25 protein-coding genes are annotated in these 12,749 nt (G+C 58.9%); 11 read left to right on the top strand and 14 right to left on the bottom strand.

Annotation, left to right across the window (positions count from 1 at the left end):
* Positions 1-126: 126 nt before the first annotated feature.
* The 14 genes from ACLEJQ_RS22355 to ACLEJQ_RS22290 all read right to left on the bottom strand — a co-directional run bounded on the left by ACLEJQ_RS22355 (position 127) and on the right by ACLEJQ_RS22290 (position 6,890).
* Entirely contained in the window at positions 127-450 is a 324-nt protein-coding gene (locus ACLEJQ_RS22355; protein WP_440798526.1) for a hypothetical protein, read from the bottom strand.
* On the bottom strand, positions 447-1,124 hold the full coding sequence (locus ACLEJQ_RS22350; RefSeq protein ID WP_440798524.1) for a hypothetical protein: 678 nt from the start codon (positions 1,122-1,124) through the stop codon (positions 447-449). Before ACLEJQ_RS22350 ends, ACLEJQ_RS22355 begins: the two co-directional genes overlap by 4 nt.
* 73 nt (positions 1,125-1,197) lie before the next feature.
* Positions 1,198-1,743: an HNH endonuclease gene (locus ACLEJQ_RS22345; RefSeq protein ID WP_440798522.1), complete on the bottom strand. Its 546-nt coding sequence runs from the start codon at positions 1,741-1,743 to the stop codon at positions 1,198-1,200.
* Positions 1,744-1,763: 20 nt separating this feature from the next.
* Positions 1,764-2,381 (bottom strand): recombination protein NinG, encoded by a 618-nt coding sequence (locus ACLEJQ_RS22340; RefSeq protein ID WP_440798520.1) that lies wholly within the window; start codon positions 2,379-2,381, stop codon positions 1,764-1,766.
* On the bottom strand, positions 2,372-2,677 hold the full coding sequence (locus ACLEJQ_RS22335; RefSeq protein WP_440798519.1) for a hypothetical protein: 306 nt from the start codon (positions 2,675-2,677) through the stop codon (positions 2,372-2,374). Before ACLEJQ_RS22335 ends, ACLEJQ_RS22340 begins: the two co-directional genes overlap by 10 nt.
* Positions 2,674-3,144, bottom strand: a complete 471-nt coding sequence (locus tag ACLEJQ_RS22330; RefSeq protein ID WP_440798517.1) for a hypothetical protein — start codon at positions 3,142-3,144, stop codon at positions 2,674-2,676. Before ACLEJQ_RS22330 ends, ACLEJQ_RS22335 begins: the two co-directional genes overlap by 4 nt.
* Entirely contained in the window at positions 3,141-3,461 is a 321-nt protein-coding gene (locus ACLEJQ_RS22325) for a hypothetical protein (RefSeq protein WP_440798515.1), read from the bottom strand. The genes ACLEJQ_RS22330 and ACLEJQ_RS22325 overlap by 4 nt, the downstream gene beginning before the upstream one ends.
* Before the next feature lies 1 nt (position 3,462).
* Complete coding sequence (locus ACLEJQ_RS22320; protein WP_440798513.1) at positions 3,463-4,269, bottom strand: ATP-binding protein; 807 nt, start codon at positions 4,267-4,269, stop codon at positions 3,463-3,465.
* Complete coding sequence (locus ACLEJQ_RS22315; protein WP_440798598.1) at positions 4,259-5,035, bottom strand: YdaU family protein; 777 nt, start codon at positions 5,033-5,035, stop codon at positions 4,259-4,261. Before ACLEJQ_RS22315 ends, ACLEJQ_RS22320 begins: the two co-directional genes overlap by 11 nt.
* The gene (locus ACLEJQ_RS22310; protein ID WP_440798511.1) at positions 5,035-5,355 is read right to left on the bottom strand and encodes a hypothetical protein; all 321 of its coding nucleotides are present in this window, start codon (positions 5,353-5,355) and stop codon (positions 5,035-5,037) included. Before ACLEJQ_RS22310 ends, ACLEJQ_RS22315 begins: the two co-directional genes overlap by 1 nt.
* Before the next feature lie 2 nt (positions 5,356-5,357).
* Entirely contained in the window at positions 5,358-6,128 is a 771-nt protein-coding gene (locus ACLEJQ_RS22305; protein ID WP_440798509.1) for a KilA-N domain-containing protein, read from the bottom strand.
* A 127-nt stretch (positions 6,129-6,255) separates the two neighbouring features.
* Complete coding sequence (locus ACLEJQ_RS22300) at positions 6,256-6,444, bottom strand: hypothetical protein (protein WP_440798507.1); 189 nt, start codon at positions 6,442-6,444, stop codon at positions 6,256-6,258.
* Positions 6,445-6,462: 18 nt separating this feature from the next.
* Entirely contained in the window at positions 6,463-6,651 is a 189-nt protein-coding gene (locus tag ACLEJQ_RS22295; RefSeq protein WP_010568074.1) for a hypothetical protein, read from the bottom strand.
* A 32-nt stretch (positions 6,652-6,683) separates the two neighbouring features.
* Complete coding sequence (locus tag ACLEJQ_RS22290; protein WP_440798505.1) at positions 6,684-6,890, bottom strand: Cro/CI family transcriptional regulator; 207 nt, start codon at positions 6,888-6,890, stop codon at positions 6,684-6,686.
* Between the two features lie 107 nt (positions 6,891-6,997).
* Here ACLEJQ_RS22290 and ACLEJQ_RS22285 point away from each other — a divergent pair, with 107 nt between their 5' ends.
* The 11 genes from ACLEJQ_RS22285 (at position 6,998) to ACLEJQ_RS22235 (ending at position 12,749) form a co-directional block, all read left to right on the top strand.
* Positions 6,998-7,825, top strand: a complete 828-nt coding sequence (locus ACLEJQ_RS22285; protein WP_440798503.1) for a LexA family transcriptional regulator — start codon at positions 6,998-7,000, stop codon at positions 7,823-7,825.
* Between the two features lie 457 nt (positions 7,826-8,282).
* On the top strand, positions 8,283-8,543 hold the full coding sequence (locus tag ACLEJQ_RS22280; RefSeq protein WP_440798501.1) for a hypothetical protein: 261 nt from the start codon (positions 8,283-8,285) through the stop codon (positions 8,541-8,543).
* Positions 8,540-8,725 carry a hypothetical protein gene (locus ACLEJQ_RS22275; RefSeq protein WP_440798499.1) on the top strand — a complete coding sequence of 62 codons (186 nt, stop codon included), beginning with the start codon at positions 8,540-8,542 and terminating at the stop codon, positions 8,723-8,725. The genes ACLEJQ_RS22280 and ACLEJQ_RS22275 overlap by 4 nt, the downstream gene beginning before the upstream one ends.
* 78 nt (positions 8,726-8,803) lie before the next feature.
* Positions 8,804-9,385 carry a DUF1566 domain-containing protein gene (locus tag ACLEJQ_RS22270; protein WP_440798497.1) on the top strand — a complete coding sequence of 194 codons (582 nt, stop codon included), beginning with the start codon at positions 8,804-8,806 and terminating at the stop codon, positions 9,383-9,385.
* A gap of 115 nt (positions 9,386-9,500) precedes the next feature.
* Complete coding sequence (locus tag ACLEJQ_RS22265) at positions 9,501-9,644, top strand: hypothetical protein (protein ID WP_440798495.1); 144 nt, start codon at positions 9,501-9,503, stop codon at positions 9,642-9,644.
* Positions 9,645-9,832: 188 nt separating this feature from the next.
* Entirely contained in the window at positions 9,833-10,252 is a 420-nt protein-coding gene (locus ACLEJQ_RS22260; RefSeq protein ID WP_440798493.1) for a hypothetical protein, read from the top strand.
* Positions 10,249-10,440, top strand: a complete 192-nt coding sequence (locus ACLEJQ_RS22255; protein WP_123578696.1) for a hypothetical protein — start codon at positions 10,249-10,251, stop codon at positions 10,438-10,440. Before ACLEJQ_RS22260 ends, ACLEJQ_RS22255 begins: the two co-directional genes overlap by 4 nt.
* The gene (locus ACLEJQ_RS22250) at positions 10,437-10,607 is read left to right on the top strand and encodes a hypothetical protein (protein ID WP_172679768.1); all 171 of its coding nucleotides are present in this window, start codon (positions 10,437-10,439) and stop codon (positions 10,605-10,607) included. The genes ACLEJQ_RS22255 and ACLEJQ_RS22250 overlap by 4 nt, the downstream gene beginning before the upstream one ends.
* A 445-nt stretch (positions 10,608-11,052) precedes the next feature.
* Positions 11,053-11,418, top strand: a complete 366-nt coding sequence (locus ACLEJQ_RS22245) for a hypothetical protein (protein ID WP_440798491.1) — start codon at positions 11,053-11,055, stop codon at positions 11,416-11,418.
* Between the two features lie 42 nt (positions 11,419-11,460).
* The gene (locus ACLEJQ_RS22240) at positions 11,461-12,189 is read left to right on the top strand and encodes a hypothetical protein (protein WP_440798489.1); all 729 of its coding nucleotides are present in this window, start codon (positions 11,461-11,463) and stop codon (positions 12,187-12,189) included.
* A complete protein-coding gene (locus tag ACLEJQ_RS22235; RefSeq protein WP_440798487.1) occupies positions 12,186-12,749 on the top strand; it encodes a siphovirus Gp157 family protein in 564 nt (187 codons plus the stop codon). Before ACLEJQ_RS22240 ends, ACLEJQ_RS22235 begins: the two co-directional genes overlap by 4 nt.

Here is a 12,749-nt window from a genome sequence, read left to right as displayed (position 1 = left end):
AAAAAAACCCGGCGCAGTGGCCGGGTTCTTGTAAGTCAGTCCTACACACGCAGGAATGACAGGATGGGTGAATAATGCGACATGGCGACATGACATTGCAAGCCCTTTTGAGGCCCTTTGGTTTATTTATTCCCGCGCCTTTCCAATCTCAGCGGCGCCACGAACTATGGCGCGCCGGGTTGCCGCTATTTTATCTTCCCCCCAAGACTCAAAAATCGTGGAAGGTAGAGTGCCACCAACCTGAACCTCTCGGTAATCGACAGCCTGACCCACATCCAGGTCAAGATCTACTGCGAGCCGGAACGCATCCCCATCGTCGCCAAGCGGGTTCCAGTAGTACGTTGAGTTATGCGGGGTGGATACCTCAAGACCGATCTGAAAGTCGTATCTACCGTAAGGCCTTAGATTCACCGCCTTTGCTGCCAGCTCAAGCAATTCCCGATCATTCATGCTGCTTGCCCCTCAAGTACGCCGCACTCTTCAAGCACGGATTGTGCTTCCACCAGAGCTTCATCCACAAGGCTTTCCAGGCCATCCTTGATGGCTTTATTCCAGCGCTGATATGTCCGCTCCGTGAGGCCCTGGCTGTCCCAGTTGGTCATGTCGTAGTTGGACGCGGCCAGGACGATCATTTCCCCGGGACGTGCCTCGGCGACAGCCTTTGCGTGACGGTTGGCACGCTCGACGGCTTCCTCGGCTGCCCTGTTGCGCCAATCCCACTTCCCACTCGAGTCGTGGATCTTCTCCGGCGCGGCGGCTTGGCGTGCCTGGCGCTGGATACCCTTCACCTGCTGAGGGACTGCCCAGACCAGAACGGCCTGTTGGGTGAACCGCTGGGGCGCGGGGCTCTTGATCGCACAGACGAGCCTACCGATGGAGTCGACCTTGCGCCCTTTGTGGGTACTATACTTGGCGACCAGGGCGTTCCACTGGCGCGGCGTCAGTTGCGCATGAAGCAGCTTATGGACGATGCAGTCGGCCAGTAGAGTGGCGTCCTTGCCGGATATCTCACCCTTGAGTTTGCTGGTCTGGACCTTAGGCTCGAAGTCGCAGCCGCCGGCGGAGTTGATGGTCTCAGCGGCCAGGGCCCGGACCACTGCGGAAATCACGTTGCGATAGATCATGCGGCGGTCCTCTTGAGTTCGCGGGTCTTGGCCCGGTATTCGGCCTTGATGGTTTTGATTTCTTCGACGGTGGTCATGCTCGGCGCTTCCCGTTATGGGTAATCTTGGCCGCAAAGAGCGCATCGAAATCCGACTTTCCTGCCGCCTTTCTAACCCTGATCGTTCTGCCGCTGACCAGCACCCGGGGATCGCGCGCCCATTGCTCCGCAGTAAGCCGCCTCCCTTCGAACTCAATCAGATCAAGGCCGCTGCGAAGCGCATGACTTTCAGGGGTGACGCCTCGCTTTACATTGCATCCGCGACAGAGAATTCGGAGATTGGTACGGGTGTTGTTCTGGCGGTTTTCGTCTATGTGGTCGACGTGGCAGGTGAGCCAGGTCTCATGCTTCCCGCACAACTCGCAATCTCGGCCGCCTGGCCCGACCTCAGCCCACATGACATGGCGATGTTCGAAGACATAGCCGCCTTTGTCCGCAAGCGGGTGACCAGGCTCGTACACTCGGACATAGCCGTTTGGCGTGATTACCCGTTGCTGGCGGCTTGTAGGAAGCTTTTCTGTTGTGCCGTTCCGCATTAGGCGGAAGTAGTGCATCTGGCAAAGCTGGGCGGTCTTGTACATGGCGGCACGGCCGCAATTCTCTACGCTGCATTGCATTGGATTCGCGCCTCCAGCCTTTTGCATTTTTTGGTAAAGATGGACTTGAGCCTTTTGAGGTAGTCGACCTCATGACGGATCAGGCTCTGGTTGCGCTCCAGCCATTCCACCTTGTCCGCGCCGATCTTCTCGACCAAGCGAGGGCGGTAAACCATGATGTTCCCGCTCAGATGTGCATTGCACTGGGAGCAGGACTTGTTCATGTTCCAGAGGTTGAAGCGGAGGTGGGCGGCGGCGCCAACACTGCGGAAGTGTGAGCAATGCCATTGACCGCTCCATGAGGCAGGCTTGTCGCAACTGATGCAGCCGAGATGCGCATCACGCAGTCGGACGTAGCGATTGATGATCGCCTGGGCTTCCTTGGCGTAATCCGCCCTGGTCTTCAGCTTCTCCTTGCGAACCTTGATCTCCCGGCGCTCGACCTGGGCCAGGGACTTGCGGGCCTTCTCCTGGTTGGGTTTGTTCGTTGCGGCGTCGGCGATCGCGCAGGCCGGACTACATACGGCCTGGCCCAGGCGCGCAGGGACGAATGAGGCCCTGCATGTTGGGACGCGGCATTTCTTCGCCCGGGGCTCCTTCTTCTCCTTGGGGGCTACGCGCATGGCTCGGCCTCCTTGGATTTCTGCTGCTCGGGGGTGAAGTCACCACGCAGGGGCATGAGGTGTTTTTCGTCAACGAGAGCCCACCCATGATCACCTCCGTAAGAAGCAATGTTCTCGCTCAGCACTACCCAGCACGTTCCAGGGGATGCTGAGAAGACTCGCCAGCCAGATGGAGTGGTGAAATAGCCATTCAGGAGAACTCGCTCAGACAGCTCAACAAGTTTCCCAATGTCCTCTGGATTGATGCGGCATCCGACTATGATTGCCAGATCGCCCGGCTTGAAGTTGTGTTTCATGCCGCCACCTCGCTCAGCAGGTCGCTGAACACCACACCCTGACCAGTGAAGTAGGCGACGATGCGGTCTGTGTACTGGACGCCCTGGGCGCGATTGAACAGGCTGGTCACCGGGAAGCCATCTGGGCCGAAGAGCTTGCACTCGCCCATCATCGCCAGCTTTGTCTCGTACGGCAGGTGGCGCATCACCTGGTACCAGGCCGCCTGGAAGCCGGAATCCTCGTTGAGCAGGATCTGGACGCCGATGTGCAGCTTGCAGTACCGCCGGGCGTCGGCCGGGTCGCCGATCTGGGTCATTTCAGAGATGCGCTTGTACATCGCAAACCACAGGGCGTTCTGGTCGAGCGTGCGGTCCTTGCCCGGGCGCAGCGACACGACCACGAACTTCTTGTCCCGGTACATGGTGCTGAGCGCGGTGATGGCCTCGGAGAGCTTGGCCTGGCAGTTGACGCTGATCTTGTCGGTCATGGCTGCACCGCCTTGCCCATGGCGGCGTCGATCAGCACATCCAGGTCTTCACCGACCATTCCTGCGTAGTGCGGGCCGATCCATTCCACGACCTCGATGTCGTTACTGCGCCCTTTCTGAAGCCAACGGTACCGATCGGCATCCTTGCGCAGGGATTCGTTCTCGGCCAGCAGCTCCAGCGCCACCTCCTCCACGGTCTTCTCCCCGAGGAACTCTTGCAGCGCCTCGGTGTTGCGCTTCCAGTCTGCGCAGTCGGCACGGTAGGACGCGGATTCGGCCCACAGCAGCTTCTGGAGTTTTTGTTTATCGAGCGTCATGTCAGAACCCCTCCTTGCCGCGCTGCGATTCCCACTCGAACGGGATGACGATCACCCCGCCCTCGCGCAGGCGGTCAATGCAGCGCTCGCCGATGGCGCCGGGCAGCGCCTGGCCGTCCAGGTTGGAAACGATGATGGTCGGACGCATTTCCTCGTACCGGCCGTTGATGATCGCGAACAAGGTCGTCAGCTCGAAGTCGCTGGGCTTCTCCTTGCTCACGCCGATCTCGTCCAGGAGGAGCAGCGAGGGGCTGATCAGGCTCGACAGGATCTGGCTCTCGCTCTGTTCGCTGGCGTGGTCGTAAGACGCCCGGATCTGCTGGAGCACTGCGCCAAGGGTGCGGTACACAGCCGTGGCGGTGGTCCTGGCCATGATCTCGTTGGCAATGGCTACCGACAGGTGAGTCTTTCCGGTACCGGGCTTGCCCAGCAGCAACAAGCAACGACCGGTTTCGGCAATCTGCGCGAACTCGGCGGCGTAACGGCGGCAGGTGTTCAGTGCCTTGCGCTGTTCCGCGGTCTTGGCGACATAGCCGTCCAGGGTCTTGCTTGCGAAGCGCTTGGGAATCAGGGCCGCACCCAGCTTGCGCTCCATCGCCATGCGCTGCTCCATCGCCTTGTTGGCGCGCTCGGCGGCCTCCGCCTTCTCACGGACTTCGCGGCCGCACTCAGGGCAGCCGCTCTTCAGCTCCTTGCCCAGCAGTGGGAATATCTTCTGCTCGTAGGCGCCGTGGGCTTCACAGGTCGCTGGCTGAATGCGTGTTCCCGGTGGCAATTCGGGCGTCGCCTGGACTGTCTCAGATCGCATAGGAGCCGTCCTCCCGCAGTTTCAGGCCTGCGGTGTAGTCGCGGTCAGCAAAACCCGTGTGTCGCGATTGTGGGAACGGATGGACGTTGGTGGCTGGCTTTACCTCATCCTCCCAGCGCTTGCCGTTCAACCAGGTGGTAGGCATCGGGATGTACTTGCCGCCCTCCTTGAGCCAGTCAGCGGACACAACCTGAGCAGCCAAGCCCTTGGCGATCAATGCGAACAGTTCGTCACCGACCTTCAGCTTCGCCCAGGCCTTCTGTGCTTTGGCTTTGTCCTGCTTGCGTGGGTAGAGCGCCCAGAACTTCGGGAACAAATCCTCCTGCTCGCTCACCGAAGGTGCGCAAGTCTTTTGATCTATTGGTTCTTGGTTAATGGTTAGTGGTTTATGGTTATTGGTTAGGTGACCATCCGTGCACGCTTCGTGCACGAGTGGTGCACGCTTCGTGCGTCTCGTTGCTTCACGCTTTTCTGCAATCCCCTTATTTTTCAAGGCTGTGGCGTGATAGGCGTTGATCTCATCCTGAATGCGCGCCTGTACGTAGCGACCATCAATGAGATCGAAGAATTTGCGCAAAACAAGCTCAACTGCGTCTGTTTCTTCCTTATTGCGCGCCCAGCACCAGTCGATAGCCTCTTCCAAAGTTGGGAAGCGCTCCCGGTCATAACAGGCATCGAGGAGCAGCGTATAGGCGCCGTGCTCAAGCATGGTGAGGCGACCAGCCTTCTTGTGGTAGTCGCCTATGTTTCTCTTGAAGTAGTGCATCATGCGACCCCCTTGAGATTGCCTGGCCGGAAAGCTTCGAGCGCACGCAGCGCGGTGTGGTGACGACGCTTGGCGTTGTATTCGGCCTTCTTGGCGGCGCGGACACGCTGGAACTGCGCCTCAGTGAAATTCATCACGGGCAGGAAGGCATCGTTGCAGGGATCGAACTTCCCGTCGGGGCGGCCATGAGCTTCGAAGTAGGTGTCGTACAACGAGCGCAATTCAGCCTTGAGGGCCTTTTTAGTGTTCTGCGCCTGGTAGTACTCAAGCGCAGTCGTGGCGGCAGTTTCGATGAGCTGCTGGTAGGTTTTCTCAGCCATGGTCAGAACTCCAGGCGCTTGATTTCGGAAAGGAGAGCCCGGCTGTGGCGCTGGATATAGATCTGGCTGAGCTTCTGCTTGCGGGATTCGAAGTCCATGCCCACGTCGATCAGGGACGCATTGACCCGCTGAAGGTGCTCAATGCAGCGGATCTCGCAAGGCGTGAGGTGGTCACGGATTGAATCGGTTGGGCTGATGCAGTGCGCCGCCCGGTAGGCCTTCGATGGCATGCCCAGGGCGATACGGTTGATCAGGTCGAACTCATTGCTGAAGTGGTAATGCTTGATGTCTTTGCCAGCGGCCAGGCGTCCATGTTTGATGGCGTCAGTCAGCGCCGGGGCTTCTAGGCGAGCGCGTTCCCGGGACTGCTTGCTCTCGACAAGTTGAATGTGGCCTATGACCACGGCATCAAAAGTCCGGATCACCTGCAGGTGGAATTTTGCGCTAACCCACATGGCATAGGCATAAACCAGCTCCTTCATAACGAAGGTGCCGCCGTTTCGGCCTTCAATCGTAACTACCGGAATTCCGGTAGTTTCCAGTTCGGCGATAAGCTCTCCAGTTTGCTGGATCGCAAGCCAGTAACTTGGCGCATGCCGCTTCTCTTTGCCTGCCGCCCTGTGCAGGTCATTCAAGCAATAGCGACCTTCTAGGTCCTGCCTGATTTTCACACCGCCCAGACTGAGCGACATAGTCGGCGACACGTTTTCAGAATTACCAAAACGTGTCGCGACATTATCGGGGGGGTTGATCGATTCGGTTGAGTGGTGCATTATTCGCTCCAGAACTGATTTGAAATTGCTGCACGAAAAGCCACCCTTGCCCGGTGGCTTTTTTGTGCGTCCGATTTACTGCTTTGGTTTTCCATTGGCAGATCCTCAATAGTCCCTGGGGGACTTATCAGCCCTTGCGTCCTATGGAAGCGACGTTGCTGCGGCTTTTCGGTGGGCGCGTCATGCGATCGAGCGCTCTGTTCATGATTGTTGCGGCCAGCTCTTCTGGGGTTACTCCATTGCGCCTGGCCAACAGCTCCAGGTCGGCTTGTCCCTGCCAGTCGAGCTGGATTTCCAGCGGTTTTCTTTCAGGCACAGGGCCTCCTCGGCAACTTCAGGCCACGTCGGTTTTCGCGTTAAGCTCTTCCATCATCTGGTTCAGGCCGCGCTCGAGGATTTCCCGGGCGAGGACGGCTTTCTGCGTGCGCTGGAAGCGGGCCATGGCGGTCAGCAGATCGTCGGCCACCTCGTCCAGGCGTACCTTGGTGGGCTTGTCGTGCATGTGGCTTGGGTCGAAGTGCATCGTTTTGGGCTCCTTTGAGCATGCAAGGTGGGTTAAGCGGCGGTTTTCTTTGCAACCGTTTGGGTTGGGAACGGGCGCACCTCTTCGGCGGTGTAGGTACCGTCTGGGTGCTCAGTGACGTAAACGTCTCGGCCGACACGGATGGCCTTGCTCAGGCCTCCTTGGGTCATTCCGAGTAGGATCGCCGCCTCGGTCTGGCCGAGCTTCGTTGCGAATTCCTTGATGTGGACGCGATTCATGGTCTTCTCCCATGGGTTACTCATGGGGAGGATATTACCTATGGCATTTAACAAAGTAAATGCCATCGGCATTTGGATAGTATTACCAGCAGGAATAAGATTTGCGGATGAAGAAGAAAGCCCTAGACCCAGAAAGAAAAGCCGAGTCAGACAAGCTCAAGGCGATATTCAATTCGAAGAAGCGCGACCTAGGCCTGACGCAGGAAAAGCTCGCGCATGCTCTCGATATGAACCAAAGCTCCGTGAGCCACTATTTGAACGGCATAAACCCACTCAATGCGCCTGTGGCTGCAGAGTTTTCAAAGATTCTGGATGTGCCTGTAGAAGATTTCAGTCCGCGGCTGGCTGCGCAGATATCTCAACTTGTGGGATTTGCTACCGACTTGAGGGCCAGGGCTGCAGTGAAGAAGTTTGTCGATGACGACTTCAGAGACGTCTCGTCCAATGCTTCTCAGCTCAACGACATAGATGAGTGGGACGAGCAGACCCCGGTGCGGGACGACGAGGTCGAGGTCCCCTTCTTGAGGGAGGTGGAGCTGGCGGCGGGATCGGGTCGCTTCGTAATCCAGGAGGATATCGGGGAAAGCCTCAGGTTCAAGAAGAAGAATCTCCGCGAAAACAACGTGCAGTTCAGCCATGCAAAGTGCGTAACGGTTCGCGGTAACAGCATGACGCCAGTCCTGCGTGACGGGGCTACCGTTGGTGTTGATCTTGGAAAGACGTCCTTGGGCGACGTGATCGACGGAGACCTTTACGCCCTGAACCATAATGGGCAGCTTCGCGTGAAACAGCTGTTCAGGCTTCCCCACGGTATCCGGCTGCGCAGCTTCAACCGGGACGACCACCCTGATGAGGACTACAGTTTCATGCAAATGCAGGAACAGCAGATAGCCATACTGGGCCACGTTTTTTGGTGGGGCATGTACGCCAGATAGCACAGATAGGAAAGCCATAGCCCGCTAAGTGCGGGCTTTTTATTGCCCACGAAAAATAATATTGCCATCGGTATTGACGAATAATAATGCCATCGGTATTGTTCACCCATCGAGACGCCACAGCGACTCGCCAGGGCCTCAACAGACCCGCCACACGACTGGTGAAGCCGCCAGATAGCACGGGATCAGCGAAGTGATCTCCCAGCCCCCTCCCTGGGGACCGACTGGAACCAAGTTCTTTAAGCAGGACGGAGAGTTGAGCTGGGGTGACCGGGGAGCCGGCATCAGCGGTGAAACGAGACAGCATTTGATTCAAACCAGTGACCGACGCCAGTAGCGGGTCACGGCTGTCGGTTGATTTTTCGATTCGCTTCTTTGAGGCGGCCCCGGAAATCAGCCGGATTTTCTCGGTGACCTTGGCGACAGGGTCATCCGGAAAATCAACGGAGGCAAGACGATGAGTAAACCAACGTTCGAAGCAAGCGATGAGGTAGTGAGCGAGGCCGCAGCATCCTGCGCCAGGCTGCTGGAAAAGTGGTTCGGCGGTGTTGCTGAGGCAATCGCCGCGCTTGAGGCTGACCCGGCTGATATGGCTGACCTTGCGATGCGGAGCCACATTAAGCAGCGCCGGGCGATGACCGTCAGCGCACACATGAATATTAACGCCTTCTCCCGCGAGGTTCTCGGGCAGGCGCGTGAAGCGAGGGCAATACGATGAGCAAGGTTCTTCGCATCACCCTTCGCGGCGAGTTTCGGGTTTTCACCGATGAAGACCTGGATGCCTGCATCCGCGAGGCCAACCGGATAAATGCTGAGCGCGGCTATACCAACGGCGTGTGCGTGGTTGAGCTGGAAGACGGGCAGCGCATGACGGCTGCTGACTGCAAGGCTGCGGCATGACGGACCTTTTCACTAATACCCATCCAGAGCGGTGGGCATTGGGAAAACAACCGAACATCCCCGACAAGGAATAACCCCATGCAAGCAAATCAACTGACTACCTACTCCCGTCTTGGCTTGACGATCAGCAGCCCTGACGAAGCTGTTGTACTGAAGCTGGCGACACTGGCAATGACAGTCGATGCGGCGCCGGCCGCTTCTTCGGTTCCGGCCATCGGCGAATACTGGCCCGGCCAAGGCGGTGTTTATGTAGGGATCCGCCACTACCCTGACGGACCTCACCACTTGATCGTGGGTGCTGAAGACCTCGGCAAGTTCGCCTGGGGCGAATATGGAGCCGAGACCGGCGCCACGAGCCGAACCCACGGCATCCTGAACACCACTACCCTGCTGGAAGCTGGTGGTTCATTCCCGGCCGCCGAGGCAGCAGCCAACTACACCGCTGACGGTCATCACGACTTCGGCCTTCCTTCCATCGGCGAACTCAACCAGGTGTGGCAGTACGTGCCGGACCTGATCACCGAGGGCGCCTACTGGTCGAGTTCGCAGCGCTCCGCCAACTTCGCATTCGACATGACCGTCGATGATGGCACTCAGGACTACTACGTCAAGAACGTCGAGCTCCGCGTCCGCCCCGTCCGCAGATTGCCAATTCATTGATTCATTTATTGCTTTTAATCGCAGGTGAATCGCGGGGCTGCTCAGGTACGAGCGGCCAGGCCTGATACGTGCCGGGCAGTGCCGGCCACCTGCAACCCTCAAGCTGGAGAATCGCATGCTCCAAATCTTCCTGATCGGCGCAGCGCTCAGCCATGCGCGGCCAGAACCGCCACCTGATGACGGCCTGCCAACCGGTCCATTGCGGATTCACCGCAAGCGCTGGCGATGTACCAGCGGGGCCCAGGCGTTCTGGCGCTGATGGTCCCGCCCCCAACCCTCGACCGTGAGCAACACCACCGCATCGAAAAGGCCCTCCTGTCCAGTTGGGCCTTTTCTTATCCCGACACAACCCGAATGCACTCACCTCCGCGCCCAACGGCAACCAGCGGAGCGGATGAGTGCATTCGAGTTCTGTTGGATCAACACTCCGTCCGCCTGGAGGCGACCATGCACGCAGCACTGAATATCTGTCAGGCCGTTCACGACGCGAAGCTGCCTCCTCCGGTGAGCGAGACGCGGGAAGAGGTCGCGCGGGCTGAGTGGCTGTACAACGCGGTCGAGGACCTGCTCCGGGGCACGGATGTGAAGTTCCAGCGTCGGATGCGCCAGCCTCAAGGCGTGACCGTGGCCGACCTGGCCCTGGCCGTGGATGAGCACGTGAACGGCCGGCTGGCGGACTGCAAGGTTCAAACCCCTGCCCTGGGATGGCTGCTGCTCTCATCGGGCCGGCCGGACAAGAACGCCATGGCCGAACTGCTCGGCCGCAGTGATCACCCATTGGGCACGCTTGGCGAGATTGCAGAGGGCCTACTCCGCCCCCTGGTCAATGACGCCATGATCGCCCAGGCAGAGGACAACGAGCTGTGAGCGCTCACATCGACATCGACCAGGCCCTGGAAACCCTTGAGCACACAAGTGCCAAGGACTTGGACGACTCGCTGGCTGAAGGGCTGATCATCCGCCACTTCACCGCTGGCGACATCACCCCTGAAGAATTCAAACACTACAGCGCCCGCCTGCTGAAGATCAGTCGGCAGCGCAAGGAGTTGTCATGACCACGCCAATCCATAAGTCGCTGATCGATGAGCAGATCGCCGAGATCGAGCGGAGCCTGACCATCCTCGGTGCTGGCTTGCCGCGCGAACTTCCTGTGGCAGCACTGCCGCCGAAGCTGGTAGCAGCTATCAAAGCTGGCCGGGTTGAAGTGAGGGCTCGGCCATGAAAGCCCTCACATGGATCCTCACCGCCGGCCTCCTCATGACCATGCTGGCCTACACAGTGGTCAGGGATCGCCATGTTGCTTGTCAGGTGCCTCAGCTCTCACAGGTGCTGCGATGAGCGGCGAAGGTGCCAAGAAGCGCCAGCAGGCACTCGCCAAGCGCTGCGCAAGGCTTCGGCGTCAAGGGCTCAGCCTCGGCGAGATCGCAAGCATCACAGGCGTTGACCGGGACAAAGTGGCCGCCCGCATAACGCTGGGAGAAAGGTTGCTCAGCCTGGAGCCGTCATCATGACCAAAATCCAACGCCTGCGCAGGCTCTACACCTGGCGCGGATCGGCAATCGTCCTTCTTCTCTGTACGGCCTGGATGCTCGCAAGCGCCTACGCCGATCGCATCACCTCCTAACCCACACCTTCAAGCGCTGCGCACGTCGCGGCAAGGAATTGTCATGACTGAACACAAACATACGCCAGGCCCCTGGGTGCGTTGCTCGACAGCGCCCAAGATCATCATGTCCGGGTCGTTCATCGATGGCCATCAGGGCTACATGGTTGGATCTGTGACCGGAAACGACAACTCCGGCTACTACGCCAGCGAGCAAGAGGCTGAGGCCAACGCCAAGCTGATCGCCGCCGCGCCGGATCTGCTGGAGGCGCTGGAGTACTTAAAGCGCGAGCTTATTCTGTCGGATGTTGATTTGGATTACATCGAAAGTCATTTCAGGCCGTGGCTAAACAAGGCTGAATCCGCAGTAGCAAAAGCGCGCGGTTATCTTTTCTCGCCAATGCCAGTCACCGCCAAAGCCACCCAATAACCCCCTTCACAGCGCCCCTCTCCGGTGGCGCGGAGAACAGTCATGTCCGACAAAAACATGCAGATCTGGAATCGGGTCGAAAAGACCGACACCAGATACACCAAAGACGCCAAGGTCGGCGGCCAGCAAATAACCAGCCTGAACGGCACGGCCATGATCATGAAGGCCACCGAGGTTTTCGGGCCGGTGGGCATCGGCTTCGGCTGGAAGGTTACCGAAGAGCGCTTCGACAAGGGCGCCGAAATGTTCCTCGGCGAGGGTGAAAAGCGCGCCAGCCTAGGCTTCGAACTGAACCATACGGTGAAGATCCTGTTCTGGTTCAAGATCGACGGCGAGCGCGGCGAGCTGGAGCAGTACGGCTGCACGCCTTACCTGTACAAATCGAAGTACGGCACCACCACGGACGGCGAGGCGCCGAAGAAGTCCCTCACCGACGCCATCAAGAAGTCCCTGTCCATGCTGGGCTTCAGCGCCGACGTGTTCCTGGGCATGTTCGATGACCGCGACTACGTTCAGCAGCGCCAGGAAGAGGAAGCGATCGAGCAGGCGGTCGACAAGGAAGCCGAGATCGCCAAACAAGCGCAGGACCGACTCGACTACATCAAGTCGGTAATCGACACCATGCAGGGCGCCAAGACCCCGCACGAACTCAAGAAGATCCACGACACCGCTGTCCGCCAGCTCACGTTGCGCAAGGATGAGAAAGGCGCTGCGCGGATCTCTCTGGAGTGGAAAAAGCTCTCTGAGCCAAAACAGGAGACTGCAGCATGACACAGCTCTATGCACTCACCGGCAAGCTGGCCGAGCTTCAAGGCATGGCCGACACGGACGACGAGGGCCTGAAAGAGGCCTTGCAGCACGCCATGGACGAGATCCAGGGCGAGTTCGAGGTCAAGGCCGATAACATCGTCCTGCTGCGCCGGAACATCGAAAGCGACGTTACTGCCATCGATAACGAGATTGAACGACTGGCAGAGCTCAAGCGCATCAAATCCAACGCCGTCGCGCAGATCGGCGATTACCTGCGCCGAAACATGGAAGCCGCCAATATCAAATCGATCAAGCGGCCGCTGTTCACCATCACCCTTGCCCTGGGCAAGGAGAAAGTGATCGTGGACAAGGAGGCGGAGCTGCCCGAGGACTTCATCGTTCCCAAAACCACGTTCGCCCCGGACAAGAACGCCATCGCCGCCAAGCTCAAGGAGATCCGCGAGCACAACGAAGCCGTGCGTAAGCGCATGGCCGCCGGCGAAGACGCCGAGCATGAACTTCTGCCGGAGCCGACCTGGGCGCACCTTGAGCGCGGCGACAGCTCCATTCGCATCAAGTGA

It is taken from the genome of Pseudomonas sp. SMV71 (genome assembly GCF_052042015.1).
Taxonomy (GTDB): domain Bacteria; phylum Pseudomonadota; class Gammaproteobacteria; order Pseudomonadales; family Pseudomonadaceae; genus Aquipseudomonas.
The sequence above is the reverse complement of the archived record's forward strand: the minus strand, read 5'-3'. Positions and strand labels throughout refer to the sequence as shown.

Bases quoted from the DNA above. Each gene is read 5' to 3' on its own strand.
- ACLEJQ_RS22355 (WP_440798526.1), bottom strand. From the start codon at position 450: ATGAATGATCGGGAATTGCTTGAGCTGGCAGCAAAGGCGGTGAATCTA.
- ACLEJQ_RS22350 (WP_440798524.1), bottom strand. From the start codon at position 1,124: ATGATCTATCGCAACGTGATTTCCGCAGTGGTCCGGGCCCTGGCCGCT.
- ACLEJQ_RS22345 (WP_440798522.1), bottom strand. From the start codon at position 1,743: ATGTACAAGACCGCCCAGCTTTGCCAGATGCACTACTTCCGCCTAATG.
- ACLEJQ_RS22340 (WP_440798520.1), bottom strand. From the start codon at position 2,381: ATGCGCGTAGCCCCCAAGGAGAAGAAGGAGCCCCGGGCGAAGAAATGC.
- ACLEJQ_RS22335 (WP_440798519.1), bottom strand. From the start codon at position 2,677: ATGAAACACAACTTCAAGCCGGGCGATCTGGCAATCATAGTCGGATGC.
- ACLEJQ_RS22330 (WP_440798517.1), bottom strand. From the start codon at position 3,144: ATGACCGACAAGATCAGCGTCAACTGCCAGGCCAAGCTCTCCGAGGCC.
- ACLEJQ_RS22325 (WP_440798515.1), bottom strand. From the start codon at position 3,461: ATGACGCTCGATAAACAAAAACTCCAGAAGCTGCTGTGGGCCGAATCC.
- ACLEJQ_RS22320 (WP_440798513.1), bottom strand. From the start codon at position 4,269: ATGCGATCTGAGACAGTCCAGGCGACGCCCGAATTGCCACCGGGAACA.
- ACLEJQ_RS22315 (WP_440798598.1), bottom strand. From the start codon at position 5,035: ATGCACTACTTCAAGAGAAACATAGGCGACTACCACAAGAAGGCTGGT.
- ACLEJQ_RS22310 (WP_440798511.1), bottom strand. From the start codon at position 5,355: ATGGCTGAGAAAACCTACCAGCAGCTCATCGAAACTGCCGCCACGACT.
- ACLEJQ_RS22305 (WP_440798509.1), bottom strand. From the start codon at position 6,128: ATGCACCACTCAACCGAATCGATCAACCCCCCCGATAATGTCGCGACA.
- ACLEJQ_RS22295 (WP_010568074.1), bottom strand. From the start codon at position 6,651: ATGCACTTCGACCCAAGCCACATGCACGACAAGCCCACCAAGGTACGC.
- ACLEJQ_RS22290 (WP_440798505.1), bottom strand. From the start codon at position 6,890: ATGAATCGCGTCCACATCAAGGAATTCGCAACGAAGCTCGGCCAGACC.
- ACLEJQ_RS22285 (WP_440798503.1), top strand. From the start codon at position 6,998: ATGAAGAAGAAAGCCCTAGACCCAGAAAGAAAAGCCGAGTCAGACAAG.
- ACLEJQ_RS22280 (WP_440798501.1), top strand. From the start codon at position 8,283: ATGAGTAAACCAACGTTCGAAGCAAGCGATGAGGTAGTGAGCGAGGCC.
- ACLEJQ_RS22275 (WP_440798499.1), top strand. From the start codon at position 8,540: ATGAGCAAGGTTCTTCGCATCACCCTTCGCGGCGAGTTTCGGGTTTTC.
- ACLEJQ_RS22270 (WP_440798497.1), top strand. From the start codon at position 8,804: ATGCAAGCAAATCAACTGACTACCTACTCCCGTCTTGGCTTGACGATC.
- ACLEJQ_RS22265 (WP_440798495.1), top strand. From the start codon at position 9,501: ATGCTCCAAATCTTCCTGATCGGCGCAGCGCTCAGCCATGCGCGGCCA.
- ACLEJQ_RS22260 (WP_440798493.1), top strand. From the start codon at position 9,833: ATGCACGCAGCACTGAATATCTGTCAGGCCGTTCACGACGCGAAGCTG.
- ACLEJQ_RS22250 (WP_172679768.1), top strand. From the start codon at position 10,437: ATGACCACGCCAATCCATAAGTCGCTGATCGATGAGCAGATCGCCGAG.
- ACLEJQ_RS22245 (WP_440798491.1), top strand. From the start codon at position 11,053: ATGACTGAACACAAACATACGCCAGGCCCCTGGGTGCGTTGCTCGACA.
- ACLEJQ_RS22240 (WP_440798489.1), top strand. From the start codon at position 11,461: ATGTCCGACAAAAACATGCAGATCTGGAATCGGGTCGAAAAGACCGAC.
- ACLEJQ_RS22235 (WP_440798487.1), top strand. From the start codon at position 12,186: ATGACACAGCTCTATGCACTCACCGGCAAGCTGGCCGAGCTTCAAGGC.